The organism is Rhodococcus sp. T9N, assembly GCF_024436645.1.
In the GTDB taxonomy this organism is placed as follows: domain Bacteria; phylum Actinomycetota; class Actinomycetes; order Mycobacteriales; family Mycobacteriaceae; genus Rhodococcus_F; species Rhodococcus_F qingshengii.
This window is the reverse complement of sequence record NZ_JAMSKS010000012.1, coordinates 135,090-161,853: the sequence shown is the minus strand read 5'-3', so window position 1 is coordinate 161,853 and position 26,764 is coordinate 135,090. Positions and strand designations below refer to the sequence as shown.

The window sequence follows — 26,764 nt, the reverse complement described above, 5'->3', positions numbered from 1 at the left end:
TTTTTGCGTTCCATTTTCCGCCTCGCGTCTGCTTGCACGGACACACAAAACTGCCCCACCGGATCTCTCCGATGGGGCAGCTGACGTTGCGGTCTAGAAGCGCGGGTGGTCTCCGGCCAGGAACGCACGCTCTGCAGCGGCGTCCGACGCCTTCTTGACGCTACCGAGCGTCCAGCAGTCGATGTGGCGTGCGGTGAGGACGGCAAGTGCGCGGTCGACGTCCTCGGGTGCGACGACGGCGACCATGCCGACGCCCATGTTGAACGTCTGCTCCATCTCGGCGCGCTCGACGCGTCCGCGCTGCGCGATCATGGCGAAGACCGGAGCGGGGCTCCAGGTTCCGCGATCGAGTTCGGCGACCAAGCCCTTGGGCATGACGCGCGCGAGGTTGTTGGCGAGGCCGCCACCGGTGACGTGGCAGAACGTGCGCACGTCGGTCTCGGCAGCGAGTGCCAGGCAGTCCTTGGCGTAGATCTTGGTGGGCTCGAGCAGCTCCTCACCGAGCGTGCGGCCGAACTCGTCGACGTGTGCGCTCAGGTTCATGCGGTCGATCTCGAGCAGGACCTTGCGGGCCAGTGAGTAACCGTTGGAGTGCAGTCCCGAAGAACCCATCGCGATGACGACGTCGCCGGGGCGAACGCGATCCGGTCCGAGCAGCTTCTCTGCCTCCACGACGCCGACACCGGTGGCGGAAAGGTCGTAGTCACCGTCGGCCATGATGCCGGGGTGCTCGGCGGTCTCGCCGCCGAGGAGAGCGCAGCCGGCCTGGATGCAGCCCTCGGCGATTCCGCTGACCAATTCCGCGACGCGCTCGGGGATGACCCGGCCGACGGCGATGTAGTCCTGGAGGAACAGCGGCTCGGCGCCACAGACGACGAGGTCGTCGACAACCATGGCGACGAGGTCGAGTCCGACCGTGTCGTGCTTGTCCATCGCCTGCGCGACAGCGAGCTTGGTTCCGACGCCGTCGGTCGATGCGGCGAGCAACGGCTCCTTGTAGTCACCCTTGAGGGAGAACAAGCCGGCGAAACCACCGAGGCCACCCATGACCTCGGGGCGGCTGGCCTTCTTGGCCAGAGGGGCGAAGAGTTCCACCGCCCGGTCGCCTGCGGCGATATCGACTCCTGCTGCCGCGTAGGAGGCGCCTGCGGTGCGGTGACTGTCCTCGGTCATCGGGTTACTACTCCAGCCTTGTATTTCTCGCGAGCACGTATTGCTCGTGCACAGGTAAGTGGTCTTGCAATGTGAAGTGTTTGCAATCCTCGTGACGCGAGATGGATCGTTCGACTCGAGACCCAGAGCGCGCACACAAATACCGACGATTACGCCCATACGCTACCGGACCGGCCCCCTCGGTGAGACCTCGCGTACCCCGAGACGTCAGTTCTGCAGCCGCGCACCGATCGAGGCGTGCAGTGCGCGCAGACTGTTCTGCCCGAGTGCGACCGTCTCGGATTCGATGTGTTTGAGGAGGTGTCCGTCGTGGACGACCTTCTCGCTCGACTGGATCAGTACCGTCCCGGCTCCGGTGAAATCGAACTGGCGTTCTTCACCGGTGTTCGCGCCGAACATGCTTCCGCGAACCGCGCCCAGGAAGCTCTGCATCCAGTCGGCGTCGAAGTGGTGGGACGGCGACGGGCAGTCGGCCCAACCCACCAACGCCTGCGGGTCGATGCGCAGCGGCGGCTCCGCGAACATGACCGGGCCATTGGACGACGCCAGGAACTTGCCTGTCCCCAGTAGCGTCAAAAAGCCTGGGACGATGGACTGTTTGAGGTCCAGGCTCGTCTCGAAGGCGAGGAGATTGGCCGCGCGAATCGTGAGGTTGCCGTCGTCGAGGTCGTAGGAATTGATGTTGAATCCGCGGTCCCCGAGGATCAACTTGCCCTGTCCCTGAGCGAGCACCCAGTCGTCCGCGTAGAGCGGTGAAGAGAACCTGGCCGCGACGATCGCCGTCATGCTCGTGCGCCCGAGCGGCTCGAAGTTGATGTTTCCGTAGTACGCGATCATCGCGCCCTTGGACGTGAACCACGGCTGCCCGGCCATCTCGACGCAGAAGGCGTAGTCGTTGCCCGGGACGTTGTCGTTGGCGGGCAGAGTTGCCGGATTGTGAATTTCGATACCCATGCTCTGTGCCCTCTCAGAACTTCTGCTCGGACGCCTGGACCCAGACGGTGCCGGCGCCGGTCATCTTCAGCTGGATGGACTCCCCCGAGCCCTTGCCGACGGCCTCGCGCCAACCGACGTTCGCGGAGATGTCGACGTTGATCTGACCGATGTGGCACACGTATGCCTGCGGGTCGACGACGACCTGAGGATTGTTCGGACCGACCTGCAACGGAATCGCACCCCCGTGCGAGAGAACCGCGACGCTTCCCTGGCCGTGCAACTGCGTCGTGAACAGTCCTTGACCGGTCATGGCGCCGCGTACTGCTCCGCGCACGCCGCCCTGCGACGTGAGAGCGACTATCGAACTCTGGAGGTAACCGTCGTGTGCGAGGAGTCGGTCGGCTTCGACGGTGAGCATCGACGAACCGTCGAGGTGGATGACCTCGACGTACAAGCCGGCATGCCCGTAGAAGACCTCACCGTTTCCCTCGGCCGCCATCATGCGTGCATGCTCGCCGGACATCATGCGGCCGGCCATCCCGGCGATACCGCCCATGTTCGGCATGGCGCCGGGCCCACCGCCCATGCTGTGCGGGATGAAGCGGACGTCACCGGTGTAGTAGAGCATCGACCCGGTGCGGGCGAGCACGTTCTGGCCCGGCGCGAGGGTCGACTTGACGACCTTGCTGTTCACCAATTCCAACGGCATGGTTCAGCGCTCCTCGGGCTGGATGTAGACGACTCCGGATCCGTCGAATCGCAGCGAGAACGCTTCACCGCTGCCACCGCCGATCGCAGAACGCCAGGTGACGTCGGTGACGAAGCTCTGGTTCAGCTGGCCACGGTGAGCGACGAATGCGTCGGGATCGGCAACCAGCGGATACTGCGGGCTGACTTCGAGCGCGATGATCGGTCCGCCCTTCGACAGCACGGCCACCAGACCGGTGCCGCTGACGACCGTCGTGAACAAGCCCTGTCCGGAACCTGCGCCGCGGAGACCGGCAAATTTCACGTCGGTTCGCAGTTGGCCGACCAATGCGAGCAATTGCGAGGCTTCGACGTGCAAAGCGTCGTTGTTGAGCTCGATAATCGTGATGTCCTGGGCGTCGACCGCGAAGTAGACGGTGCCTTGACCGCTGACTTCCATCAGGGACAGTGATTCACCTGCCGCCTTCTGTTTCAGCGCGGCACGTAACCCACCGCCACCGCCCATTCCGGCGTTCTTGAAGGTAATCGCACCCTCGTACGCCACCATCGAGCCGTTGATCGCTTTGATGGTGTCCCCCACCAGGTCTGCGACCAGGACCCGGTGCCCATCCATTCTCAGTTGCGCCACGGAGGGCACTATGCCAGATGCTCACGACGTATGCCGTGTCGTGGAACAGAAAGTCGTGAACAGAAAATCTGCCGCCCACATGCTGTGGACGGCAGATTCTCGGCTGTCGAATTTCAACGATTCTGATGTTCAGGGGCGGCTGAGCGCGCTCGCATTGTCGTTGTCGCGAGTGGCCGTCGAACCTGCGGTGCTCTCGAGCATCCCCTCGAGGACGTTCTTGCCGATCGACGTTTCCTTGGGAAGCGCGATCGGGTAGGTCCCGTCGAAGCACGCGGCGCACAGACGGCTGGCCGGCTGCTCGGTGGCGGCGATCATGCCCTCGGTGGAGATGTATCCGAGGGTGTCCGCTCCGATGGAACGACGCACACCGTCGAGCATCTCCTCGAACGTCGCATCCTGTCCGCCCGCGCCGTTGGCAATCAATTCGGCCGGTGAGGCGAAGTCGATGCCGTAGAAGCAGGGCCACTTGACCGGCGGCGAGGCGATACGGACGTGAATTTCAAGGGCGCCGGCTTCGCGGAGCATCCGGATGAGCGCACGCTGAGTGTTACCGCGGACGATCGAATCGTCCACCACCACAAGGCGCTTGCCGCGGATGACTTCCTTGAGCGGGTTGAGCTTGAGCCTGATACCGAGCTGACGGATCGTCTGCGACGGCTGGATGAAGGTACGGCCCACGTAGGCGTTCTTCATCAGACCCTGGCCGTAGGGGATGCCTGAGCCCTGTGCGTATCCGACGGCTGCGGGGGTGCCGGACTCGGGAACGGGGATGACCAAGTCACCTTCGGCGGGATGCTCGCTGGCGAGCAGACGGCCGATCTCGACGCGGGTCGAGTGGACCGAACGGCCACCGATGACGCTGTCGGGACGGGCAAGGTAGACGTACTCGAAGACACATCCCTTGGGCGTCGGATTCGCGAAACGTGAGGAGCGAACGCCGTCGGCGTCGATCGCAAGCAGCTCACCGGGTTCGATGTCGCGAACGAACGACGCACCGACGATGTCGAGGGCTGCCGTCTCGCTGGCGACTACCCAACCGCGGTCGAGTCGACCGAGGCAGAGCGGGCGGATGCCGTGCGGATCGCGCGCTGCGTACAGCGTGTGCTCGTCCATGAAGGTGAGGCAGAACGCGCCCTCCAACGTGGGAAGCAATTCCATTGCGGCCTGTTCGATGGTGCTGTCGCCGGCAGCGTGTGCCAGGAGACCACCGATGAGGTCGGAGTCGGAAGTCGCTGCGTTGGGGCGCTTGTCGTTGACCAGGCCGGCTGCACGGGTGCGGCTCGCGAGTTCAGCGGTGTTGACCAGGTTGCCGTTGTGGCCGAGCGCGATGCCGGTTCCGGCAGTGGTGGTACGGAAGATGGGCTGCGCGTTCTCCCACGTCGTGGAACCGGTGGTGGAGTAACGGCAATGTCCGACGGCGACGTGACCTGGCATCGCTGCGAGGGTCTGCTCGTCGAATACCTGGCTGACCAGGCCGAGATCCTTGAACACCAACACCTGGGAGCCGTCGGCTACCGCAATGCCGGCAGCTTCTTGACCACGGTGCTGAAGTGCGTACAGGCCGTAATAAGTGAGCTTCGCCACATCCTCTCCCGGCGCCCAGACGCCGAATACACCGCATTCTTCGCGGGGCTCGTTCTCGTCCTCGTCGGACGGGTTCGAAGCGAGGAGATTTGGACTGTTGACCGACAGATCGGCACGAGTCACCGGGCGCTCCCTTTGTGGGCAGGGGTTGGGGGGCATCCACAGTCTACGGCCATTTTGGGACTCACTTCCCCTGAGGGCTGCCTTGGCTCTCAGATCACGCCGAAGCGAACCGGATGGTCTCTCACTGTTACTGCGTCAACCACTCTGTTGCTGCGCCAACCCCTCTGTTGCTAGGTCAACCGCAGCAGTGGGAGCCAGTGCGCAATTTCGGGAGCGCGGCTACCTGAGGCGTCGACTCTTCCGTCACCTGAGGCCTCGGAGAACTCGAGCAATCCGGTGACCATCTGCAACCACGTCCGAGCGTCCGTCTCGACGACGTTGGGCGGGGTTCCGCGCGTGTGACGCGGACCTTCGATGCATTGCACCGCAACAAACGGTGGGACCCGCACCTCGACGCTCGATCCGGGGGCGATCTGTTCGAGAGTGCGCGCACTCATCTTCACTGCCGCACCGAGTTCACTGCGCGAAGGCTTCGGCAGTTCCGGATCTCGAAGCCACGGGCCGACGGCCAGGACGGCGGCACGAAATTCGGCGGGGTCGACGGCGCGGCGGGGCGGCATCAGTTCACTCCCTGTCTGCGAGTAGCGATACGAACGGCAAGTGCGCCACCGGCATTCGTGGCCAGGTGCAGCAGGGCGGGGGCAAGTACGCTGCCGCCACGGCGGTGCAGCCACTCGAACAGCAATGCCGAAGCGCCGGTGAACGCCACTGCTGCGGGAACGTTGTCGCCGGCGCCGCGGGCGGGGGCGACGTGCCACAGCCCGAAGGTCAGTGCGTGAACGGCCTGCGCGGTCGGCCTGTTCAATTCGCGGTTCCAGACCGCGGACATCGCGCTGCGGAACAACAGTTCCTCGGAGAGCACCGTCCCGAACGGGATGTGCAGGATGATCCATTCGAGGAAGTCTTCGCGGCCGTCTGCTCGCTCGTCGGCAGCGAGAGTCGCGCGCAAGGACGGAACGGCCAAAGCGACGCTGTAGCCGGTGAGGACCGCCCCCGCCGCGGCTCCGCCGAACTGAGCACCACCACGAATGCCGGTGTGCGCCAAGCCGAGTTCCTCGCGGGTGTAACCACGTGCGAGTAGGACTCCGATGGCCGACAGACCGGCCGCAGTGTTGACCACGGCGCGGGCTCGGGGCGAAAGACCGAATGCCGGAAGCACGACGTTGCTCCAGGTGATCGCGGTAGCGGAGAGCGCGATCGAGGCGACTCCCCTCACTTCTCGGGGCCCTCTGATTTCACGGCGACAACCAATGCCGACCGCACTCGCTCGGTTTCTGCGGCCGTCCATCCCTCGGGCTGGACGACGCTGATCCAGGCGTCCAGAACGGAGGTTCCGTAATTGTGACCATGGCCGTCCGGAACTCCCGCGGCGTTACCGAGGTCTGCAGACACCTGCCAGAACGTCACGACCGGGAACCATTTCATCGACGGCGAGCGGTCGAAACCGGGCACTTCCTTGAGCCACTCGGGCCGATTGAACATGAGGTCGGGTGACCACCACACCACTGGATCGGAAGGGTGCTGGACAAACAGAACCCGCGGCTGCGGCCACGTCATCCCGTCGGTCGGAATGTCTTCGGAGCGATCCGCGAACCGCACACCGGCCAAGCCGTCCGCGTAGACAGGAGCTACTTCGGGAGTGCCTGGATCGCGCCTCTTCTCGATCGAACGCCACAACTGTGTCGCGTTCGGCGGGCCCACCCACAGAATTCCGTCGGCGGTATCGCGTGCCGCCTGCAGTGTGTCGAAGGCTCCGGCGCCGGCCATGACGCCGAGGCTCTCGCCGTAGACCATGAACTTCGGCCTGGTGGCTTCCGGTTCCTGGAGCCATCTTTCGTGTACCCGCTCGATCAACAGGCGTCCGGCAGCTTGCGCCTTCTCCTGGTCGGCGAGGAACGAGATCCAACTCGGCAGGTACGAGTACTGGCTGGCGACAAGAGCAGTGTCGCCGTCATGCACAAGTTCGATTGCCTGTGCCGCAGTGGGATTGACCCACCCCGTACCCGTCGTCGGAATGACCACGAGGACCTTGCGTTGGAAGGCGCCGGTTCGCTCCAGCTCCTTGATGACCAGATCCATACGCTCTTCGGGACCTTCGGCGCTTTCAAGTCCGGCATATACGCGAATCGGATCCATCGCAGGCTTACCGGTTGCCGCTTCGAGTTCCTGCGCGTCGAGTCCGCGCGAGACGAAGTTTCGTCCCTCGAACCCCAATGTGTCCCAGGGAGCGGCTGATTCGGGGCTACCCGATTTCATCGGATCCTGCGGTTCGACGACGCCGTCGCGGGTGGTCGAGTTCTGCAGACTGAAGATCGAGTTGGTCGCGGCGTAGATTCCGCGGACCAGGACGCCGTCGACCAGCATGAAGAACAGGACGGTGACAACCAGGACACCGACGCCATTTGCCACCGACCGTGACCAGTGGAACCGCCGCATCAGCTGTCGGGCAATCAGTTTCACCAGATCGTGGAGGACCCGCCAGATCGAGATGAGCAGGCCACCGACGAGCAGGCTCAGTCCGAGGGTTCGGATGTAGCCGGAAGTGGTCGTGCCTTCGGCATCGGTCAGTGCCGCGATTTCACGTTGCCACCCGGCCGCGTAGACCAGCATGATGATCGCCGCGACGATGGACGCGACCGGAACGAAGACCTTGATCGCGGAAGGCACCGGCTCGGGCAGTGGCCACCACCGTCGACCGCTGAGCAGGTATCGCTCGACAGCCCAACCGATCGCAGTACCGACGCCGTAGCCGATGGCCGAGTTGATTCCGCCGATCAGACCTTGGAAAAGCCAATCGCGCGGCAACAGCGAAGGGGTCAACGACCAGCAGAAGAAGAACGCGGCAAACGCGATGCCGGTGAAGTCGAGTTTGAGGAGCCCCCACGCCCACTCGGTGAAGCGGTTGTCGAGCTTCTCGAGGGGTGCGGGAACAGCCAGCCGCAGGTGGTGTTCCTGCGGCTGGCTGTCAGAAGAAGTCAGTTCTCCGGAATCGACCATCTATCACCCGAACAGTGCGGGCAGCGTTCCCTCGAAGGCCTCACGGAGCTTGGCCATCGTGACGGAGAAGTGTCCCTGGACCTCGACGGAGTCGCTGCCCTCGTCGACGACCCCGATACGCGTCCACGGCAAGCCGCGGGCGGTGCACATACCGGTGAAGCGAGTCTCCTCGGTGCGAGGAACTGCAACGAGGACGCGTCCCGACGATTCCGAGAACAAGGTCACGAACGGATCTGCGCCCTCGGGAATCAGGATGCGGCAACCGGTTTCGCCGGCCAGCGCGGCTTCGACGACAGCCTGGGCCAGTCCACCCTCGGAGAGGTCGTGGGCTGCGGTGACGAGACCGTCACGCGAGGAGGCGAGCAGAATGTCGGCGAGCAGTTGCTCACGGGCGAGGTCGACCTTCGGCGGCACGCCACCGAGGTGACCGTGCTCGACCTGCGACCAGATGGAGCCGTCGAACTCGTCGTGGGTGTCGCCGAGCAGGATCAGCGTCTCGCCGGGCTCGAGTCCGAGGCCCGTCGGGATGCGGCGGTGAACGTCGTCGATCACACCGAGGACGGCAACCACCGGCGTCGGCAGGATTGCCGTGGATCCGGTCTGGTTGTAGAAGCTGACGTTGCCGCCGGTGACGGGGATGCCGAGGGTGGCGCAGCCGTCGGCAAGGCCGCGAACGGCCTGCTGGAACTGCCACATGACACCCGGGTCCTCGGGAGAACCGAAGTTCAGGCAGTTGGAGACGGCCTTGGGCGTTGCGCCCGTGACTGCCACGTTGCGGAAAGCCTCGGCCAACGCGAGCTGCGCACCGGTGTACGGGTCGAGCGCGGTGTAGCGGCCCGAAGCGTCGGTGGACAGTGCGATCCCGCGTCCGGTCTTCTCGTCGATGCGGATGACACCGCCGTCGGCGTTCTCGGCCAGGACGGTGTTTCCGCGGACGTAGCGGTCGTACTGCTCGGTGATCCACTTGCGGCTGCACAGGGCAGGCGAGGCGATCATCTTCAGCAGGGTCGCTTCGAGCTCGGCGTCGGTTTCGGGACGCTTCAGTCCGGCCGTCGTATTCGCGATCAAGGCATCCTGCGTTGCCGGACGCTCGACGGGGCGGTGGTAAACCGGACCCTCGTGCGCGACGGTGCGCGGGGGAACGTCGACGACGGTCTCGCCGTGCCAGGAGATGGTGAGGTGCTCACCGTCGGTGACCTCGCCGATGTCGGTGGCCAGGACGTCCCACTTCTTGCAGACCTCCATGAACGCATCGACGTTCTCGGGCGTGACCACGGCGCACATGCGCTCCTGCGATTCGCTTGAGAGCACCTCGGCCGGGGTCATTCCGGTGGCGCGCATCGGAACCTTCTCGAGGTTGATGTGCATGCCGCCGTCGCCGGCCGCAGCCAGCTCGGAGGTGGCGCAGGACAGCCCGGCGCCGCCGAGGTCCTGGATGCCGACGACGAGGCCGGCCTTGTAGAGGTCGAGACAGCACTCGATGAGCACCTTCTCGGTGAACGGGTCGCCGACCTGAACCGCGGGCAGCTTCTTACGTCCGCCGGTGTCTCCACCCTCGTCGTCGAACGTCGCCGACGCGAGGACCGAGACGCCGCCGATTCCGTCGAGACCGGTGCGAGCACCGAACAGAATGATCTTGTTGCCCGCGCCCGAAGCGAAGGCCAGATGCAGATCCTCGACGCGCATGACGCCGGCAGCGAGGGCGTTGACCAGCGGGTTACCTGCATAGGACTCGTCGAAGACCGTCTCGCCGCCGATGTTCGGCAGGCCGAGGGAGTTTCCGTATCCACCGACACCACGCACGACACCGTCGACGACGCGACGGGTATCGGGGGCGTCAGCAGCACCGAACCGAAGCTGATCCATGACGGCGATCGGACGAGCACCCATGGCCATGATGTCGCGGACGATGCCGCCGACACCGGTCGCCGCACCCTGGTAAGGCTCGACGTACGACGGGTGGTTGTGGCTCTCGACCTTGAACGTGACTGCCCAGCCGTCACCGATGTCGACGACGCCGGCGTTCTCACCGATACCGGCCAGCATGTTGGCGCGCATCTCGTCGGTGGTGGTCTTGCCGAAGTATCCGAGGTGGACCTTCGAGGACTTGTACGAGCAGTGCTCGCTCCACATCACCGAGTACATCGCCAGTTCGGCGTCCGTGGGACGGCGGCCCAGGATCTCCTTGATGCGTGCGTATTCGTCGTCCTTGAGACCGAGCTCCTTGAACGGCTGAGCGGCATCGGGATCAGCCGATGCGTGCGTGACGGTATCGACCTGGTGAGCAGACACTGGAGAGTGGTCCCTTCCCTACGGGAGTCAAGAGGCAAGCCGGCGCGGAGCGGGACACCACGAATGTGCCCAACGAAAGAACGTGCCGGGGGACAGTCTATCGGTGTGGGCCGACGACTTCCGCAGACGGCAGCACCCGCAACACCTCCGGGCCTGCGAAGTATCGCCCGTCACACCCGCCCCGGTTGGGTGATCCGGTCGGTTTTCCTAAAGTCAGGGCCGGCCCACTCTCTCCCTCGAAAGGCCTCGCATGCCCCAGGATGTTCGTCAGTCCGACCTCACGGCACAGTCCCAGTCGGTGACCACTCCCCTCACTCCGGCTGCAATTTTCCTGGTCGCGACCGTAAATCCGGGTGGCGAGAACACCACACGAGAACTACTCGCCGACGTCGCCGGCCTGCAGCGCGCCGTGGGGCTGCGCGTCCCCGGATCAGGTTTGGATGTGGTGACAAGCATCGGTTCGTCGGTTTGGGATCGACTGTTCGCCGGTCCGCGCCCCGCGCTACTGCACCCGTTCACCGCTTTGCAGGGCGACGTTCACTCGGCGCCGTCGACTCCCGGCGATCTGCTCTTCCACATCCGCGCGATGAGCATGGATGCGTGTTTCGAGGTGGCTCGGCAGATCACGAAGCGACTGCACGGCGCAGCCACGGTGGTCGACGAGGTTCACGGCTTCCAGTACTTCGAGAACCGAGACCTCATCGGCTTCGTCGACGGCACCGAAAATCCGGTGGGCCGCGACGCCGTCGCCGCCGTGACTGTCGGAGACGAAGATCCTGCGTTCACCGGAGGAAGCTACGTCCATATCCAGCGCTACGTCCACAAGATGCGGGACTGGGAAGCAATCACCGTCGACGAGCAGGAACGTGTGATCGGACGCAGCAAGCTCGAGGACATCGAGATGACGTCCGAAGTGAAGCCGGCAAACTCGCACGTAGCCCTCAACGCAATCAAGGACGAGAACGGCAAGGCTCTCGAGATCCTGCGTGCCAACATGCCGTACGGGAGCCTCGGCGACGACGAGATCGGCACCTTTTTCATCGGCTACTGCCGCACGCCGGCGATCACCGAACGGATGCTCGAGAACATGTTTCTCGGCAACCCTCGCGGCAATTACGACCGTCTGCTCGATTTCTCGACGGCCGTGACGGGCTCGATGTTCTTCACTCCGAGCGCCGACTTCTTCGAGGATCTACCGGCTGCACCCGCTGGGCTCTCAGCCGTTTGACTGCCCGCTCCCAGCTACCCACCCTCTAACTACGCGGCGTGAGGAACGCACCGAGCGCGTCGGCATACATGCGGACATCTGCCGCGCCCATCAGCTCGCGGGCAGAGTGCATCGCGAGCTGAGGCGCGCCGACGTCGACGGTGGACAGTCCGGTGCGTGATGCCGTGATCGGTCCGATGGTGGAGCCGCACGGCAAATCGGCGCGGTGGACGTAGCGCTGCATCGGCACTCCCGCCTGATCGCACGCGAGCGCGAATTCGCCGGCACCGGCCGCATCGGTGGCGTAGCGCAGGTTCTGGTTCACCTTGAGTACCGGCCCACCGTTGATCTCGATCCGATGAGCGGGCTCGTGGCGGTCCGGGTAATTGGGGTGCGTCGCGTGTGCCATGTCGCCCGACGCGCATACCGAGCCGGCCATCGCCTGCAGGAATTCTTCGCGGCCACCACCGCGTCCCAACACGATCCGCTCGAGCACGGTGTTCAGCAGGTCCGAGAAAGCTCCGCGATCGGACATGCTGCCGACCTCTTCATGATCGAAGAGAGCAAGCACTGGGACCTGCTGACCGGGCGACTCAGCCGCGGCCAAAAGTGCTTGTGTCCCTGCATAACACGTGCCCTGATTGTCGAGCCTGGGGGCGCTGACCAATTCCTTGTCCACCCCCACGACTGCGCTGGGCGCAAGGTCGTGTGTCATCAATTCCCAGCCGAGAACCGACGACGCGGCTACACCCGCACGCTCGGCGACAAAGCCGATGAACGACTTGGGGTTCGAACCCACGCCCCAGATTCCGTTGACGTGCCTCTGCGGATCCAGCGTCACACCCTTGCGATCTTCGGACAGGTGGATAGCCAGCTGCGGAACACGAAGAATCGGGTCGTCGATGCGAACCAGCTTCTGCTCCACAGTGTTTCCCACCCGGACACTCAATCGTCCGGAGATTCCGAGATCGCGGTCGAGCCAGGAGTTCAGCCACGCACCGCCATACGGTTCGAGGCCCACCATCTGCCACCCGGCCGAAGTGAGGTCAGGATGCTGTTTGACCCGCAGGTTGGGGCTGTCGGTATGACCTCCGACAATCCGGAACGGAGCGGCGTTTCCCACGCCCTCGGTGCTCCAGGCGATCAGCGAACCGCCTCGCACGAGGAAGTACCGTCCGGGCTCGGCTGGCCACGACTGCGTTTCGTGGACTTCGACGAACCCGCCGGCCGTCAGCTCGGTCGCCACCGTCGCGCACACATGGAACGGCGACGGTGACGAATCGACGAAGCTGCACAAGCCGTCTGCGTCGGCCCCGGTCCGAGAAGTCTGAGAAGTCATGCCCCTCATCATGCCCGAATCGGTGTCCGCGAAATCAGTGGGCACGAAATCAGTGGGCACGAAATCAGTGGGCGGAATCGGGCGAGCTCAGAACCTGTCAGCTCAGGCGTGAGGACCCGACACGCAGAACTGATTCCCATCAGGATCGAGGAGCGTCACCCAGCGGAAACCGTCCATGTTCTCGCGGTGGTGCTCAGTTGCCCCGGCCTCGACGAGCCGCGCCACCTCGGCGTCGAGATCCGGACTCCCCAAATCGAGATGGATGCGATTCTTACCGGCGGTGGGGTCCGGGACCTTCTGGAATGCGAAGTTGGTGGCGCTGTCAGGGACCGCGACGATGTAGAACCAACCGTCGTTCTCCTCGACGATGTTTCCGCCCAACTGCGCCGCCCACCACGTTGCGAGCGGACCGGGATCGAGACTGTCGAAAGTGATCATGCCGAGTGTGAGAGTCATGCGCACAAGCTAATGCAAGCCACCGACAAAAAGTCTTGATCTCGGGCTGAGATGAGACGATCCTCGAATGCGATTCACAACGCTGCGCGACCGTGTTGCAGAACCACTCTTCGCAGTTTTCATCGCGACCGGATTACTCCTGAGCGTCCTCGGAGTGCTCGCCTGGCGATTTGCCACGCCATCCACGCGAACAGAACATGTCGGAATCCAACCCCCACCACCGCCGCCGGCGGAGGACGGCAAGACCGGATACATGTGGGTGATCGACGGCTACAGCTACTCTGACGCGCCACATTGGTTCCCCGCAACTGCGTGGTTTCTGACAGTCGGAACCGCTGTCGCCGTTGCCGTCTCGGCGATACTGAACGCGACGGGATGGCGGCTGGCCCGTGACACACGCGGTAAAAAATTTGCTCTTCCGCTTGCACTTTCAGCTTTCGGCACAGCCTACGGACTCGCGGTCGCCGTTGTCGGAAAAATCTGGCCGCCCACCTTCTATTCGGTGGTCCTTCCCGAACCTCGTGACCCGCAGAAGCCCTACCCCGAATCGGCCATCATCCACTTCGACCTCGAGCCGAACCTGATCACCTTCACCGCAACAGGTCTTGCCGTCGGCCTTCTCGCGGCCGCCCTGCTTTATGTCCGGAACTACTCGCTCACTCGATCGAACTAGCAGATCGGTAGATCACTCGACCGCTTCGAGTTCCGCGACACTCCCGTCCGAGATCACCCGGACGTGGCGGGTGATCTTCTCGATCGGCCAGTCCCACCAAGCAATTCGCACCAACTTCTCGATGTCTTCGGCACTGAAGCGGCGCTTGATCTCCGTTGCCGGGTTGCCGCCGACAATTGCGTAGTCCGGGACGTCGCGCGTTACGACGGCGCCAGTGGACACGATCGACCCGTGACCGATCCGGACACCGGGCATGACTGTCACGTTCCCGCCGAACCACACGTCGTTCCCCACGACGGTGTCACCGCGCGACGGCAAATCCTGCACCAAATCCATGTGCCTGGCCCAATCACCGCCCATGATCGGAAACGGGTAGGTGGAGACACCGTTCATACGATGGTTCGCGCCGTTCATGATGAAGGTGACACCGGTGGCCAGGGCGCAGAACTTTCCGATCACCAGTTTGTCGGGACCGTAGTGATGCAACACGTTTCGAGTCTCGAACTCTTCGGCGAACTCCGGATCGTCGTAGTAGGTGTACTCCCCTACCTCGATCAACGGGTTGTCGATCAACGGCCTCAGCAACACCACTCGCGGTTGCCCGGCCATCGGATGAACATTGGTGGGATCCGGCGCAGTGAAATCTGACGCAATGGGATCTAACGCGTTCACTGCTTACTCCGATCCGTCGGCGCGGTGTCGCCGACCGCAGCAAGACTATCTGGTTCCTGCTGCGATCGACCGACAAGCGAAAACGTACCGGTGTCAGCCCAAGAGACCCTTGGCGATATGGGTGACCTGAATTTCGTTGCTGCCCGCATAGATCATGAGCGACTTGGCATCACGCGCCAACTGCTCGACTCGGTACTCGGCCATGTAGCCGTTTCCACCGAACAGCTGCACGGCTTCCATCGCGACCTCGGTCGCTGCGCGCGAGGAGTACAGCTTCATCGCCGACGCCTCCGCCAGGCTCACTTTGTCTCCGACTGCGGTGCGCTCGATCGCATTGAAGACCATGTTCTGCACGTTGATTCGAGCGACCTCCATCTCGGCGAGCTTGAGCTGGATGAGCTGGAACTGCCCGATCTCGCGTCCCCACAGTTTGCGGGACTTCGCGTATTCGATACTCAGACGGTGGCATTCGTTGATGATGCCGAGAGACAGGGACGCGATACCGATGCGTTCGGCGGCAAAGCTCTCCTTGGCGCTGGATTTGCCGTCCGACTTTCCGCTGTCCTCGGTCTCGCCGAGCAGACGGTCCTTGGTGATGCGGACGTTGTCGAAGAACAGCTCACCTGTGGGTGAGGAGTTCATGCCCATCTTCTTGAACGGCGGGCTCTGTGTGAGACCCTCCATGCCCTTGTCGAGGATGAAGGCGAGCACCTTGCGATCGCGACGATCAACCGACGCATCGCCCTCGTCGAGCTTTGCGTACACGATCATCACGTCGGCGTACGGACCGTTGGTGATGAAGGTCTTGTTGCCGTTGAGAATGTAGTCGTCGCCGTCGCGGCGTACGTAGGACTTCATGCCGCCGAAGGCATCCGAGCCGGAGTCCGGTTCGGTGATCGCCCAGGCGCCGACGGTCTCGAATGTCACCAGGCCGGGGAGCCAGCGTTCCTTCTGCGCGAGTGTGCCGCGGCTGCGGATAGTTCCGGCGGCCAATCCGAGGCTGACACCCAACGATGCGACCAGGCCGAGGCTGACTCCGGCCAATTCGCTGTTGAGCACGACGCCCATGCTGCCGGCGCCGCTGAAGGCGCTCGACTTCTCACCGTCACCGGAGGGCGCATCGCCGCGCTCGCGTGCCAGCGACTTCTCGAGGCCCTCGCGTGCCATGTCGGCCAGACCGAAGGTCGAGTACAGCTTGCGAATGATGTCGAACGGCGGCAGCGCACCGCTTTCGAGCTCGTCGACGTGAGGTCGCACCTCTTTGTCGATAAAGCCCCGCAAGGCGTCGCGGAACATCAGGTCGGTGTCGGACCACTCGTACATGTGCCTGAACTCCAGTCGGTGAACGATCGAGAGACTGCCGAACGACAGCCACACACCGAATATAGAACACGTTCCAAAACCGGAACAGGATTCAGCTGATCAGTCCCATTCGCTGCGAGATCCACGTCAGCTCCTGCTCGACGCCGGCCGACCACACCGAAAAGCTGTGACCACCGGGAAGCTCGAGATACCTGGCGTCCATTCCGGCCGCTTTGGCCGCTTCGTACACCTTTTGCTGACCGGGCTTGAACTCATTGTCATCTGTTCCGACGACGAACACTCCGCCCGAGTTCGGGAACTTCCGAGTCGCCAGCAGGTCCATCGGATTCACCTTCACGAACGCCGCTTCGTCGCCGCCGAATATCTCGTCGACGGTTCGCTGTCGGTCACCGAGCGAAGGCTCCAATTGACCGGACAGATCGAGGAATGTCGGGTACACCTCGGGGTAATTGGTCGCCATCTGCAGTGAGCAGGTGCCACCGTAGGAGAGCCCGCCGATTGCCCACGCTCGCGGATTCGTGTCGATCTGGAACGCATTCGCCACCGCAGCGGGCAAGTCCTTTGCCAGATACGTGCCGACCTTGCCCTGTGACGAGTCGGTGCACAGCGGATTGGCCATCTGCGACCCTGTTCCATCGGCTATCACGACGACTGGAGCCAACCCCTCGTGATCTCGTGCAAAGGCATCCATTGTCGCGGTCAGCTTTCCGCCCTGGAGCCAGTCCTCGGGCTTGCCAGGCTGACCTGCCATGAGCACGAGCACGGGAAGAAGCGGACGCGGATTGGTGAAGTACGACGGCGGCAGATATACCTGCGCGTCGCGCGCGGAGAATCCTGAAATCGTCCCGGGGACAGGCAAAGTCGTGACCAGTCCGCGAATCGGCATGCCCTCCGGCGCTTTCCACACAGTGTCGGTGGGATCGCCGGTGACAACAGGATCGGTCGGACCGGGAACTTCACTGAGTGAGATGCGGTCGAAATCGTCGTGTCCGAACGCAATTCCCACAGTCGGATACGCGGCGAAAACCAGATTGATCTGCGTCGCGGCAGTGATGACGACCAGAACCGTCGCGATCACGGACAGGAGCGCTTTCGCGACGGTTCCGCCCGCCTTGATTCGCGGCCCGAGAAGTAGCAACGCGTAGATACCGATTCCGATCCACACGTAGATCGACATCTCGATGGGATCGGGGAACGGCACGATCACCTTTTCGACGGTGATCCACACGGCGATCATGATCACCAGCGCAATCAGCCCCGCGATCGGCACCGCTCTGCGGTAGTACCAGCGCACGTTCGAACCGAGCAGCCACACGCCACCCAGGACCCCAAGGACAGTCAGGATCACCGGCAGCGGTCCCGAGATCAAACTGATTCGGTAGAGCCAGTCCACGTCAAGCCTCTCGCGCGTAGAAATGTCGCACGCACGAGGCTAGACGACGACGCTAGTACTCTGTATCAGGTGACATTCATCAAGGTCTGTGGCCTACGCGACGTTGACACGGTCGACCTCACGGTGGGCCTGGGCGTCGACGCCATCGGTTTCGTCTTCGCCGAGAGCGTCCGCAAAGTCGACCCCACACTCGCAGTCGCTCTGCTCGCGCGAGTTCCCGATCACATCCGTGCAATCGGAGTCTTTCTCGGCAACCCGATCGGACAGATCCTCGAGATCGCGAAGATCACCGGGCTTCGCACCGTACAGGTTCACGATCTTGTCGACGCCGAGCAAGTGCAGCGGCTGCACGATGCCGGCCTCACCGTCATCCGCGCGGTCGTCTCCAGCAACGTCCGCGACGGTTACAATCTCGACCTCGGCGAGGACGAACTCCTGATCGACGGCGCAGACGCCGGATCAGGGGTGCCGTGGAACTGGGCCCAACAGCAATCGCGCCCGCAAGGCCAGTGGATCCTGGCGGGCGGACTGTCCCCGGACAACGTTCGCGACGCACTCGATGCCACCGGCGCCTGGGGCGTCGACGTCTCCAGCGGCGTCGAATCCTCCCGCGGCGTCAAGGACCACACGTTGATCGAGAAGTTCGTCAGCGCTGTCCGGCAGACCGATCACTCGAAATAGGACGCGTAGTCACTGAAAGCGACTTGACCGGTGGGACTCGCCTTCACGGCGTCGGCAACGGCCGGCGGAATGGGAGCCCAGTTCGCAGGCATGGCCGCCGCCAGTGACGGCTTCAAGATGTAGAGCAGTGCGAAGTTCACTATCCAGAGCGGCGGCGCCATCGACATGCCGACTTCCGAACTCACATTGCCTTTGGTGTTGGTCACCAGCTGCGCTGCTCCCGAAATCTGTTGCGCTGCAAATCCGTAGACTGCCTGCACCGTGTATGCCGACTGATAGAGCGCAATCAGAGTGTGCGTCGCACCGTTGTTGCGCAACCAGGTGCCCACGAAACCGCCAGGGGCGATCAGCGTATTCACCTGTCGCGTCGGCGCATCCGCGTTGGCCGGACTCGCCAGCAATCCGTCTGGATTCACGTACAACCCGTAACTGGCCAGAACCGACGGCGTCGTGCCGGAATAGAGGGGCCGCCCGTTCGTATTGGTGAGAATCCGAGCGCATTCGTCGATCACCGCGGCGTCCTCGCGATTTCCGCCGACCCCTCCGCCGGAGATGAGATCGCGATACTGCTCCTCGGTCAAAGCGTCGGCTGGTTCGAGTCCGATCTGCGCGGCAATCTCTTCCGCAGTCTGCTGACCGAGTGGCTGGTTGAGTTGATCCGGAGTAGTCATCTGCGTGGGCGCGACGCTCTCGTAGACCGGTGCCCCGGCAAAAGGGATCACGAACCCGGTATCGACTGTGTCTGCAACGGGTTGCGCGCCGGCCATCTGAGTGGTGGCAAACGAAAGTACGCACACCCCAACCAAAGCCAGAACCGAGACGGTCCCGCGATGAGACCTTGCTCGGTGAGATTCTTGTCCACGTCTACAGCCCTCGCCTGAGAAAGCCTTGCCTGCAATTCCGTTGCCGCGCATAGGTCAACCTCCCGGGACACAGTCCGGCGAATCAACTCGAGCTTGCATCTCAGTCAAACGCTGTGACCAGCGCCGTGTCAAGACACAGGTCAGGTCGAGGCACGGCGACAGCTCGCTCGATACAGGCGACAGCTCGCCCGCTACAGTGACGCTTCCATCTGAAGTGACCTCACCCCATTTGAATTGCAGGACATCTCTGGAGGCAAGCAGTGTCTGACAAGCGCGGGACCGTATTGATCACCGGTGTCGGTCGGAGCAAGTCGATCGGAGCGAGCCTCGCATTGGGCCTTGCCGAGGATGGTTGGGATCTGGCTATCGGCTACTGGGAGCCTTACGACGAACGCGTCGGGTTCGGGCGCGGAGCGCACGATCCGCAAGACATTGCCGAGAAGTGTCGCGCACTCGGAAGCCGTGTCGACCTGGTTCCCGGAGATCTGGCCTCGCCCGACGTGGCCGATCAGCTCGTTGACGCTGCCGCAGCGCGGAACGACCTCCGTGGGCTGGTGCTCTCACATTGCGAAAGCGTCGACAGCTCGATCCTCGACACCACCGTCGAGAGCTGGGAACGACATTTCGCCGTCAACGCTCGCGCCTCCTGGCTGCTGATCAAAGCGTTCGCTGAACGGCTTCCGGAACAGCGCGACGTCAGTCAGGTGGCCGGGCGGATCATCGCACTCACCAGCGACCATGCGGCCCACAATCTTCCGTACGGGGCCAGCAAGGGCGCTCTCGACCGCATCGTCATCGCCGCCGCAGTCGAACTTGGATCACGCGGCATACGAGCCAACGTCGTCAACCCAGGACCTATCGACACAGGATGGATGACACCCGAGATCAGACAGGCCACAACCCTCCAGACTCCTGCCGGCCGGCTGGGTACTCCCGGCGACACTGCAAACCTCGTTCGGTTTCTGATGTCCGACGCCGGAGGCTGGATTACGGGACAACTCCTTCACTCCAACGGCGGATTCAGTACGAACTGAGCCTTGGCCGGACTCAGTTCAGGCTTTGTAGGTCGGTAGCGTCTGCCCGAGCCTCTTACCCATTTCGGCAGCCAAAGCCGCGAGCCCGCTGGCCGGACGCACCATGACCTCGAAATCGACGATCTTGCCGTCCTCGTCGAATTCGACCATGTCGATTCCCTTGAGACTCTTGTCGCCGATGTTCGCACTGAATTCGAGCACGACCTGCCGACCGTTGGCTCCGGCGAACTGACGGTGGTACTCGAAGTTCTCGAACACCTGGATCACCGTATTGAGAATGAGCACAACGGCATCCGCGGACTGGTACGGCTTGAATCCCGTGGGCGATCGGAACTGCGCGTCGGGCGCGACGATCGTCGGTAGCGCCGACAGATCGCCGGTTTCGATCATGGTGTGCCACAACTTCAGTGCAGCTTCGACTTTCGGTTCGAGCGTCAATTCCGTGCTCATGCTTCTACCCTTCCCTCGACGTTACCTGCCGCTTGATTTACCGGCACTTGACCTGCGACGGACCACGCACTCAACACAGTTCGCACCCCGGTCACGAGTTGCAACGGCTGATCGATCATGACGTGATGTCCGGCTTCGGGAATCTCCGCCACGATGGCCTCCGGTCCGAACAATCCGCGCATGTGCTCCATGAGTCGATCGGACACGATGCCGTTCTCAGCTCGGAAATAGGCTACGCGGCAACGTGGTTCGCTGTCGAGAACATCTTCGGCGCCTACTCGGAGAAAGAAATTCGGATCGAACTTCCACGACCAACCGCCCTCGACTTCCTCCATCGACGTGGCCGCCACATGGTCACGCACCGCAGGCAGACCCGAATCCTGCGGCGGAACGAAGCGGAAACGGCCCATCGCGTCTTCCCTGGTGGGATAAACCTTCTTGGGGCCGAACGCATTCTGGCGTCGAGCCGCCTCCTCTTCGGGCGTACGCGCCTTGAGCGGAGAATCGATGATGACAACCCCGTCCAACAGTTCGCCATGCAGATGCGAGGCCACGAAAGAAACAATCCCACCCATACTGTGCCCCACCAGAATCGGCTTGCCGTCGATTCCCCCTGCCTCGGCCGCCGCCAGCACCTCGCGAGCCCACTGGGACATCGCGTAGGCGTCGCGAGTGTGACTGTCGCCGTGGCCCGTCAAGTCGAGAGCGACGACGCGGCGCCCCTCGGCGAACTGCGGCGCAATGTGATCCCACCAGCGACTGTGGGCTGCGCCGCCGTGAATCAGCACGATTCCCGGCCCCGCCGGCCCCCAAGCCCGAAAGTGCACCGAGGCACCCTCGACCTCCACCGACCCCGTCTCGACCGGCGCTGCCAACGCCCGAGTGAACCAACCAGGCGCGTCTTCGACCACATTGCTCATCGATCGAACATACATAGTCGTCAATCGGTTCATCCAACTCTTCCCAGTTCGTGATCCATCACCTATATTGAATCCGGCCTCAAGTTCAATTCGTTTCGCCGAAGGGGAGAGATGACCAACCGCCAAGTACGCCTCGCCGCCCGCCCGACAGGACTTCCCGACGCTTCCACCTGGGAATACGTCGATGCCGAGATCCCGTCCGCCGGACCGGGCGAGTTTGTCGTCAAGGTCGAATACCTCTCCCTCGACCCCGCGATGCGCGGTTGGCTCAACGACGTCAAGTCGTACGTTCCGCCGGTCAAGCTCGGTTCCGTCATGCGCGCCCACGGCGTCGGACGCATCACCGAATCACAGCACCCCGATTACCAGGTCGGGGACATCGTGGCCGGATCCTTCGGCGCTTCCGAGTACGGCGTTTCCGACGGTACAGACGTCACTCGGGTCGACGAATCGATCGCTCCCCTGCCGACCTGGCTCGGCGCTCTCGGTTTCCCCGGCGTCACTGCGTATTTCGGATTACTCGACGTCGGAAAGCTGAAAGACGGTGACACCGTCGTCGTGTCCGGTGCCGCGGGTGCGGTCGGCAGTCTGGTCGGCCAGATCGCAAAGCTTCACGGATGCAAGGTCATCGGCATCGCCGGCGGTCCGGAGAAGTGCGCGTGGCTCACCGAGGACCTCGGCTTCGATGTCGCCATCGACTACAAGAACGAATCCGTATACAAGGCGCTCAAGTCCAACGCTCCCGACGGTATCGACGTGTACTTCGACAACGTCGGCGGAGAAATTCTCGACGCCGCTCTCTCCCGTCTGCGCCTCGGCGCTCGGGTGGTCATCTGCGGCGCCATCGCGGGCTACAACGCCACCGAACCTCAGCCAGGCCCTGCTCACTACCTGTCACTTCTCGTCAACCGCGCCACGATGGCCGGCTTCGTGGTCTTCGACTACCTCGATCGCTACGCAGAAGCACAAGAGCAGATCGGAAAGTGGATCAAGAGTGGCGAATTGACTGCTCGCGAGCACGTCGTCGACGGCGGTATCGACGCGTTCGGCGACAGCCTCAATCTTCTCTTCGCCGGAGCGAACACCGGAAAGCTGGTCTTGAAGGTCAGCTGAGTCGGCCACACACGCAGATCGGCCACCGGTATTCCGGTGGCCGATTCGCTTGGGTCAACTGACTCCGGACGGAGTGGGAACGCTGTCCTCCCCCAACCGCGGCGGGGCCGACCGATAGGTTGCCGGCGTGCCGCTCATCCGAATCGGATTGGCTACCTGCCGAGTCGGTGCATCGCGACGCGGGTCGTCGATGGACACCACCGGATCGAGATTCAGCCGTTCCGCCAGCGCTATCGCGTCGGCGATGTCGTTGAGAGGCCCACACGGAACACCTCGCTCGGTCAGTGCCTCGAACCACGAGTCCGCAGAGCCCTTGGCCAATGCAGCAGTGACGGCGTCGAACAGTTCTTCTCGATGCGCAACCCTGTCGCTGTTGGACGCGAAACGCGCATCAGCGGCAAGTTCGGAAACTCCGAGAACCTCTGTCAACGAACTGAATTGCCGATCATTGCCGACCGCGAGGACCAGCGGACGGTCCGCGGTGTCGAATACCTCGTATGGTGCGATGCTCGGATGCCGGTTGCCCATTGCCTGCGGCACCACGCCCGCGGCCACGTAGCCGGACGACTGGTTGGCCAGTGCGGACAGCAACGAGGACAACAGATTGACCTCGACGTGCTGCCCTTCGCCTGTGCGATCGCGATGGCGCAGCGCTGCAAGGATTCCCACGCTGGCATGCAGGCCGGTGATGACGTCGACCACCGCGACACCGACCTTGGTGGGAGTCTTGGGATCGGGTCCGGTGATACTCATCAATCCGCCGACCGCCTGAATCAACAGGTCGTATCCCGGCAGAGAGTTGTTGCCACCGAAGCCGCTGATCGAGCAGTAGACCGCACGCGGATTCATTTCTCGGACAGCGTCGTAGCCCAGCCCCAGACGGTCCATCGTTCCCGGCAGGAAGTTCTGCACCACGACGTCCGCATTGCGAACCAGCTCGCGTGCACTCTCGAGATCCTCGCGCTCGCGCAGGTCCAGAGTGACCGACTTCTTGTTGCGGTTCACCGACAGAAAGTAGCTCGACTCGTCCCCCACCCACGGTGGGCCCCAGCTGCGAGTGTCGTCACCGACACCCGGCCGCTCGATCTTGACGACCTCGGCACCCAGGTCGGCGAGAATCATCGTGGCGTACGGACCGGCGAGGACGCGGCCGAAATCAGCGATCACCAACCCGTCGAGCGCTCCGACAGCGTCTGCCGTCACCGGAAAGCTTCTTCACCGGTGAGAGCGCGGCCGATCACGAGCTGGTGAACCTCGGACGTGCCCTCGTAGGTGAGAACGGATTCGAGGTTGTTGGCGTGCCGGATCACGGGGTACTCGAGCGTGATGCCGTTGGCGCCCAGAATGGTTCGGCATTCACGGGCGATCTTGATGGCCTCGCGGACATTGTTGAGCTTGCCGGTGCTGACCTGCTCGGGGCGAACCGTCCCGGCGTCCTTGAGGCGCCCGAGGTGGATGGCGAGCAACTGCCCCTTGCCCAATTCGACTGCCATGTCGGCGATCTTGGCCTGGGTGATCTGATACGCGGCGAGCGACTTGTCGAAGACCTTGCGATCACGTGCATATGAGATCGCAGTCTCGAGGCAGTCACGTGCTGCACCCATTGCCCCGAAGATGATGCCGAAGCGTGCCTCGTTGAGGCAGCCGAGCGGGCCGGACAGTCCGCGAGCCTTGGGCAGCATCGCCGAGGCAGGCAGACGCACGTCCTCGAGCACCAGTTCCGAGGTGACCGACGCCCGGAGCGACATCTTGTTCTTGATCTCGGGGGCGGAGAATCCCGGAGTGTCGGTGGGAACGACAAATCCGCGCACGCCGTCGTCGGTTCGAGCCCAGACCACGGCGACGTCCGCGATGGAGCCGTTGGTGATCCACATCTTGGTGCCGTTGAGGATCCAGTCGTCGCCGTCGCGCTTGGCGTTGGTTCGCATACCGCCGGGGTTGGATCCGAAATCGGGTTCCGTGAGACCGAAGCAGCCGATGGCTTCACCCGCCGCCATTCGCGGGAGCCATTCTTCCTTCTGCTCTTCACTTCCGTTGTGGTGGATCGCGAACATGGCGAGCGAGCCCTGGACCGAGACGAGGCTGCGAATGCCCGAATCGACAGCTTCGAGTTCCTGGCAGGCCAACCCGTACGCCGTGGCGCTCATCCCGGCACAGCCGTAGCCCTCGAGGTGCATGCCCAGTACGCCGAGCGCGCCCAGTTCCTTGGCCAGCTCACGAGCCGGCAGTGCTGCCGCTTCGAACCATTCACCTACGTGCGGGCGAATGCGATCGTCGACCATCTTGCGGACCGTGTCGCGGATCGCGATCTCCTCGGCGTCCAGCAGGGTGTCGATGGCAAAAAGCTCGGACAGGGACTGCGGCGTGGTCACGGGGCCTCCAGTGTTCTCGGGCGCAATCCTTTGCGAGAACGATTGCGCAATCGTTTGCATCGCCTAGAGTAGAGCCCGGTTGCGCACCCGTCAATCCCCGAACTGCCGACCGACACCGAACCAACTCAGAACCGACGCAGACCAGGAGCCACGACGCAGATGACGCCCGATCCGTCGAACCGCAGCAACGGCCGTCCGCCGACGCTGCGCGAAATCGCCGACCAGGCCGGGGTCCACATCTCGACGGCGTCGCGGGTCCTCCGTCAGCCCGAGCCCGCCGACGGTTGGTCCGACTCCGCACTCCGAGTTCGTCAGGTTGCCGAGGAACTCGGTTACCAACCGAACCTGTGGGCGGCCAGCCTGCGTACCCGCAAGACCACCACTATCGGCGTCGTGATGCCGAGACTGACAGACGTTGTAGTGGCCACCATGTTCCAAGGCATCGAGGAAGCCGCCACCGCAGCCGGGTACTCCGTCTTGCTCTCCAGCCCGCCCGACGATCTGGAAGCGCAACGCAAAGCGGTCGAGTTCCTGGTGAGCCGACAGGTCGACGGTCTCATGCTGAGCAGCATCCACCTGCCGGGTACCGATTTCGTCGACTCGCTCCCCCTGCGCTCACTGCCGATCCTGCTGCTGAACCGGCACATCGACTCAGCGACGTCATCCGTCAACCGAAGCCTTCCCTTTGTCAGCGGCGACGACCGCCTCGGCGGCTACCTCGCGGGGAGGCATCTACTGGACTGCGGCTATCGCGATCTCGGAGTGATCGCGGGGCCGGATCACGCCAGCACGTCGCGGGAACGCGTCGCGGGTTTCCGCGACGCCCTGACCGAAGCCGGTCTGGAACTGCCGCCGAACCGAATAGTGGCGTCCGAGTTCGAAGTTCAAGGGGGTGTCGATGCGGCGGCCACACTGCTCAGCGGGAACACGCGCCCTGACGCCGTTTTCACGGTGAGCGACACCATCGCGATCGGCGTACTCGGTGTGGCCCGTGATCTCGGGTTGAGCATTCCCGACGATCTTGCGTTGGTCGGCTACAACGACATTCCGGTTGTCTCCCAACTCCCGGTGCCCCTGACGACGGTCAGGTCCCCCGCTCGAAAGATCGGTGCGACCGGGCTCGAGCACCTACTCGCACTGATCTCCGGCAAGAACGTCGAATCCGTGAAACTTCCCGTCGAACTGATCGCGCGAGCCTCCACCAGAAAGCCTGCCAGTCACAAACTCTGAGCAGCTACCAGACCTGAGATTCGTCGATGCCCAACTGTCGCGCGTAACCGGAGTTGAGTGCGTCCCAGCCGTACTCGCGCGCCCGTTCACCCACGATCGGCCCGAAGGGCTCGCCTGCCAGAAGGGCATCGAGTACGTCGAAGCACAGATGCCACCCCGCAGCGAGCGCCGACGCCATCCCCTCGGCGCGCGACCTCTGCGTCAGCACGACGCGGGTACCGCCTTCGATCGGGGTCAGGTCCCACACCAATTCGTCCGGGCCCCACTCGTGTTCGAGCCGCCGAGTGGTCTCCACGACGTGAACGGTGACCGGCAGCGACATTTCGGGGGCGCCGTCCTCGGTGAGCATGGTGATCACCGCATCACCGGTACGGCTCAGATTCCGATCGGCGGTGTACGGCGTCCATTGCGCCAACATCTCCGGGTCGGTGATCGCCTCCCACACCTTCTCGACGGAATACGGCAGCACCCGAGGAAAGCTGACGACTGTGTCGTCACCGTCGACGCTCACCGTGACGTCGGACAGGGCACTGGGCTGATACGGCTGGGCACTCATGGTTCGATCTCACCAGGAACCACCGACACGGGCAACCGCCC

The 26,764-nt window shown here is 63.4% G+C and carries 26 protein-coding genes; 6 read left to right on the top strand and 20 right to left on the bottom strand.

Annotated features, from left to right (window positions below):
* Positions 1-93: 93 nt before the first annotated feature.
* The 9 genes from purM to purL all read right to left on the bottom strand — a co-directional run bounded on the left by purM (position 94) and on the right by purL (position 10,441).
* Positions 94-1,173, bottom strand: coding sequence for a phosphoribosylformylglycinamidine cyclo-ligase (purM, locus tag M1L53_RS20060; protein ID WP_003940225.1), 1,080 nt, complete (start codon positions 1,171-1,173; stop codon positions 94-96).
* Between the two features lie 207 nt (positions 1,174-1,380).
* Positions 1,381-2,127 (bottom strand): AIM24 family protein, encoded by a 747-nt coding sequence (locus M1L53_RS20055; protein WP_003939813.1) that lies wholly within the window; start codon positions 2,125-2,127, stop codon positions 1,381-1,383.
* 13 nt (positions 2,128-2,140) lie between these two features.
* On the bottom strand, positions 2,141-2,818 hold the full coding sequence (locus tag M1L53_RS20050) for an AIM24 family protein (RefSeq protein WP_003939918.1): 678 nt from the start codon (positions 2,816-2,818) through the stop codon (positions 2,141-2,143).
* A 3-nt stretch (positions 2,819-2,821) separates the two neighbouring features.
* Positions 2,822-3,430, bottom strand: a complete 609-nt coding sequence (locus tag M1L53_RS20045) for an AIM24 family protein (protein WP_003940441.1) — start codon at positions 3,428-3,430, stop codon at positions 2,822-2,824.
* Between the two features lie 144 nt (positions 3,431-3,574).
* Positions 3,575-5,152, bottom strand: coding sequence for an amidophosphoribosyltransferase (gene purF / locus M1L53_RS20040; RefSeq protein WP_003940541.1), 1,578 nt, complete (start codon positions 5,150-5,152; stop codon positions 3,575-3,577).
* A gap of 170 nt (positions 5,153-5,322) precedes the next feature.
* Positions 5,323-5,712 (bottom strand): sterol carrier family protein, encoded by a 390-nt coding sequence (locus tag M1L53_RS20035; protein WP_007733822.1) that lies wholly within the window; start codon positions 5,710-5,712, stop codon positions 5,323-5,325.
* On the bottom strand, positions 5,712-6,368 hold the full coding sequence (locus M1L53_RS20030) for a CPBP family intramembrane glutamic endopeptidase (protein WP_042922288.1): 657 nt from the start codon (positions 6,366-6,368) through the stop codon (positions 5,712-5,714). Before M1L53_RS20030 ends, M1L53_RS20035 begins: the two co-directional genes overlap by 1 nt.
* Positions 6,365-8,149, bottom strand: coding sequence for an alpha/beta-hydrolase family protein (locus M1L53_RS20025; RefSeq protein ID WP_054187705.1), 1,785 nt, complete (start codon positions 8,147-8,149; stop codon positions 6,365-6,367). The genes M1L53_RS20030 and M1L53_RS20025 overlap by 4 nt, the downstream gene beginning before the upstream one ends.
* Before the next feature lie 3 nt (positions 8,150-8,152).
* On the bottom strand, positions 8,153-10,441 hold the full coding sequence (gene purL / locus M1L53_RS20020) for a phosphoribosylformylglycinamidine synthase subunit PurL (RefSeq protein ID WP_003940379.1): 2,289 nt from the start codon (positions 10,439-10,441) through the stop codon (positions 8,153-8,155).
* Positions 10,442-10,691: 250 nt separating this feature from the next.
* Here purL and M1L53_RS20015 point away from each other — a divergent pair, with 250 nt between their 5' ends.
* Positions 10,692-11,669, top strand: coding sequence for a Dyp-type peroxidase (locus M1L53_RS20015; RefSeq protein WP_054187706.1), 978 nt, complete (start codon positions 10,692-10,694; stop codon positions 11,667-11,669).
* 25 nt (positions 11,670-11,694) lie between these two features.
* On the opposite strand, the gene M1L53_RS20010 is transcribed toward M1L53_RS20015, so the two are convergent.
* Together M1L53_RS20010 and M1L53_RS20005 are read right to left on the bottom strand one after the other, a co-directional pair.
* Positions 11,695-12,987: a M18 family aminopeptidase gene (locus M1L53_RS20010; RefSeq protein ID WP_054187740.1), complete on the bottom strand. Its 1,293-nt coding sequence runs from the start codon at positions 12,985-12,987 to the stop codon at positions 11,695-11,697.
* 102 nt (positions 12,988-13,089) lie between these two features.
* The gene (locus M1L53_RS20005; RefSeq protein WP_020970627.1) at positions 13,090-13,443 is read right to left on the bottom strand and encodes a VOC family protein; all 354 of its coding nucleotides are present in this window, start codon (positions 13,441-13,443) and stop codon (positions 13,090-13,092) included.
* A 67-nt stretch (positions 13,444-13,510) separates the two neighbouring features.
* Between M1L53_RS20005 and M1L53_RS20000 the strand changes: the two genes are divergently transcribed.
* Complete coding sequence (locus tag M1L53_RS20000) at positions 13,511-14,116, top strand: hypothetical protein (RefSeq protein ID WP_054187707.1); 606 nt, start codon at positions 13,511-13,513, stop codon at positions 14,114-14,116.
* A 12-nt stretch (positions 14,117-14,128) separates the two neighbouring features.
* On the opposite strand, the gene M1L53_RS19995 is transcribed toward M1L53_RS20000, so the two are convergent.
* From M1L53_RS19995 to M1L53_RS19985, 3 genes are all read right to left on the bottom strand, one after another.
* Positions 14,129-14,725, bottom strand: a complete 597-nt coding sequence (locus tag M1L53_RS19995) for a CatB-related O-acetyltransferase (protein WP_037125853.1) — start codon at positions 14,723-14,725, stop codon at positions 14,129-14,131.
* A 156-nt stretch (positions 14,726-14,881) separates the two neighbouring features.
* Positions 14,882-16,111, bottom strand: coding sequence for an acyl-CoA dehydrogenase family protein (locus M1L53_RS19990; protein WP_054187741.1), 1,230 nt, complete (start codon positions 16,109-16,111; stop codon positions 14,882-14,884).
* 91 nt (positions 16,112-16,202) lie between these two features.
* Entirely contained in the window at positions 16,203-17,504 is a 1,302-nt protein-coding gene (locus M1L53_RS19985) for an esterase family protein (protein WP_054187708.1), read from the bottom strand.
* Positions 17,505-17,573: 69 nt separating this feature from the next.
* Between M1L53_RS19985 and M1L53_RS19980 the strand changes: the two genes are divergently transcribed.
* A complete protein-coding gene (locus tag M1L53_RS19980) occupies positions 17,574-18,185 on the top strand; it encodes a phosphoribosylanthranilate isomerase (RefSeq protein WP_042451422.1) in 612 nt (203 codons plus the stop codon).
* Here M1L53_RS19980 and M1L53_RS19975 read toward each other — a convergent pair.
* Entirely contained in the window at positions 18,173-19,099 is a 927-nt protein-coding gene (locus M1L53_RS19975) for a hypothetical protein (protein ID WP_054187709.1), read from the bottom strand. The genes M1L53_RS19980 and M1L53_RS19975 overlap by 13 nt on opposite strands.
* A 209-nt stretch (positions 19,100-19,308) precedes the next feature.
* Here M1L53_RS19975 and M1L53_RS19970 point away from each other — a divergent pair, with 209 nt between their 5' ends.
* Positions 19,309-20,082: an SDR family oxidoreductase gene (locus M1L53_RS19970; RefSeq protein ID WP_003940420.1), complete on the top strand. Its 774-nt coding sequence runs from the start codon at positions 19,309-19,311 to the stop codon at positions 20,080-20,082.
* Between the two features lie 18 nt (positions 20,083-20,100).
* On the opposite strand, the gene M1L53_RS19965 is transcribed toward M1L53_RS19970, so the two are convergent.
* On the bottom strand, positions 20,101-20,532 hold the full coding sequence (locus tag M1L53_RS19965) for a nuclear transport factor 2 family protein (RefSeq protein ID WP_003940510.1): 432 nt from the start codon (positions 20,530-20,532) through the stop codon (positions 20,101-20,103).
* Positions 20,529-21,452, bottom strand: a complete 924-nt coding sequence (locus tag M1L53_RS19960) for an alpha/beta fold hydrolase (protein WP_054187710.1) — start codon at positions 21,450-21,452, stop codon at positions 20,529-20,531. The genes M1L53_RS19965 and M1L53_RS19960 overlap by 4 nt, the downstream gene beginning before the upstream one ends.
* Positions 21,453-21,563: 111 nt before the next feature.
* On the opposite strand from M1L53_RS19960, the gene M1L53_RS19955 reads away from it, so the two are divergent.
* Positions 21,564-22,565 (top strand): NADP-dependent oxidoreductase, encoded by a 1,002-nt coding sequence (locus M1L53_RS19955; protein ID WP_003939765.1) that lies wholly within the window; start codon positions 21,564-21,566, stop codon positions 22,563-22,565.
* Positions 22,566-22,619: 54 nt separating this feature from the next.
* Here the strand turns inward: M1L53_RS19955 and M1L53_RS19950 are convergent, their stop codons facing one another.
* Positions 22,620-23,768, bottom strand: a complete 1,149-nt coding sequence (locus tag M1L53_RS19950) for a CaiB/BaiF CoA-transferase family protein (protein ID WP_003939934.1) — start codon at positions 23,766-23,768, stop codon at positions 22,620-22,622.
* Positions 23,765-24,937, bottom strand: coding sequence for an acyl-CoA dehydrogenase family protein (locus M1L53_RS19945; RefSeq protein ID WP_003939770.1), 1,173 nt, complete (start codon positions 24,935-24,937; stop codon positions 23,765-23,767). Before M1L53_RS19945 ends, M1L53_RS19950 begins: the two co-directional genes overlap by 4 nt.
* 159 nt (positions 24,938-25,096) lie before the next feature.
* Here M1L53_RS19945 and M1L53_RS19940 point away from each other — a divergent pair, with 159 nt between their 5' ends.
* Positions 25,097-26,167: a LacI family DNA-binding transcriptional regulator gene (locus tag M1L53_RS19940; protein ID WP_054187711.1), complete on the top strand. Its 1,071-nt coding sequence runs from the start codon at positions 25,097-25,099 to the stop codon at positions 26,165-26,167.
* Positions 26,168-26,171: 4 nt separating this feature from the next.
* Here the strand turns inward: M1L53_RS19940 and M1L53_RS19935 are convergent, their stop codons facing one another.
* Positions 26,172-26,723, bottom strand: a complete 552-nt coding sequence (locus M1L53_RS19935) for an SRPBCC family protein (RefSeq protein WP_003940599.1) — start codon at positions 26,721-26,723, stop codon at positions 26,172-26,174.
* Positions 26,724-26,764: the final 41 nt, after the last annotated feature.

Coding starts and splice junctions, on each gene's coding strand:
- purM (WP_003940225.1), bottom strand. CDS start 1,173: ATGACCGAGGACAGTCACCGCACCGCAGGCGCCTCCTACGCGGCAGCA.
- M1L53_RS20055 (WP_003939813.1), bottom strand. CDS start 2,127: ATGGGTATCGAAATTCACAATCCGGCAACTCTGCCCGCCAACGACAAC.
- M1L53_RS20050 (WP_003939918.1), bottom strand. CDS start 2,818: ATGCCGTTGGAATTGGTGAACAGCAAGGTCGTCAAGTCGACCCTCGCG.
- M1L53_RS20045 (WP_003940441.1), bottom strand. CDS start 3,430: ATGGATGGGCACCGGGTCCTGGTCGCAGACCTGGTGGGGGACACCATC.
- M1L53_RS20035 (WP_007733822.1), bottom strand. CDS start 5,712: ATGCCGCCCCGCCGCGCCGTCGACCCCGCCGAATTTCGTGCCGCCGTC.
- M1L53_RS20025 (WP_054187705.1), bottom strand. CDS start 8,149: ATGGTCGATTCCGGAGAACTGACTTCTTCTGACAGCCAGCCGCAGGAA.
- M1L53_RS20015 (WP_054187706.1), top strand. CDS start 10,692: ATGCCCCAGGATGTTCGTCAGTCCGACCTCACGGCACAGTCCCAGTCG.
- M1L53_RS20010 (WP_054187740.1), bottom strand. CDS start 12,987: ATGACTTCTCAGACTTCTCGGACCGGGGCCGACGCAGACGGCTTGTGC.
- M1L53_RS20005 (WP_020970627.1), bottom strand. CDS start 13,443: ATGACTCTCACACTCGGCATGATCACTTTCGACAGTCTCGATCCCGGT.
- M1L53_RS20000 (WP_054187707.1), top strand. CDS start 13,511: ATGCGATTCACAACGCTGCGCGACCGTGTTGCAGAACCACTCTTCGCA.
- M1L53_RS19995 (WP_037125853.1), bottom strand. CDS start 14,725: ATGGCCGGGCAACCGCGAGTGGTGTTGCTGAGGCCGTTGATCGACAAC.
- M1L53_RS19990 (WP_054187741.1), bottom strand. CDS start 16,111: ATGTACGAGTGGTCCGACACCGACCTGATGTTCCGCGACGCCTTGCGG.
- M1L53_RS19975 (WP_054187709.1), bottom strand. CDS start 19,099: ATGCGCGGCAACGGAATTGCAGGCAAGGCTTTCTCAGGCGAGGGCTGT.
- M1L53_RS19965 (WP_003940510.1), bottom strand. CDS start 20,532: ATGAGCACGGAATTGACGCTCGAACCGAAAGTCGAAGCTGCACTGAAG.
- M1L53_RS19960 (WP_054187710.1), bottom strand. CDS start 21,452: ATGAGCAATGTGGTCGAAGACGCGCCTGGTTGGTTCACTCGGGCGTTG.
- M1L53_RS19955 (WP_003939765.1), top strand. CDS start 21,564: ATGACCAACCGCCAAGTACGCCTCGCCGCCCGCCCGACAGGACTTCCC.
- M1L53_RS19940 (WP_054187711.1), top strand. CDS start 25,097: ATGACGCCCGATCCGTCGAACCGCAGCAACGGCCGTCCGCCGACGCTG.
- M1L53_RS19935 (WP_003940599.1), bottom strand. CDS start 26,723: ATGAGTGCCCAGCCGTATCAGCCCAGTGCCCTGTCCGACGTCACGGTG.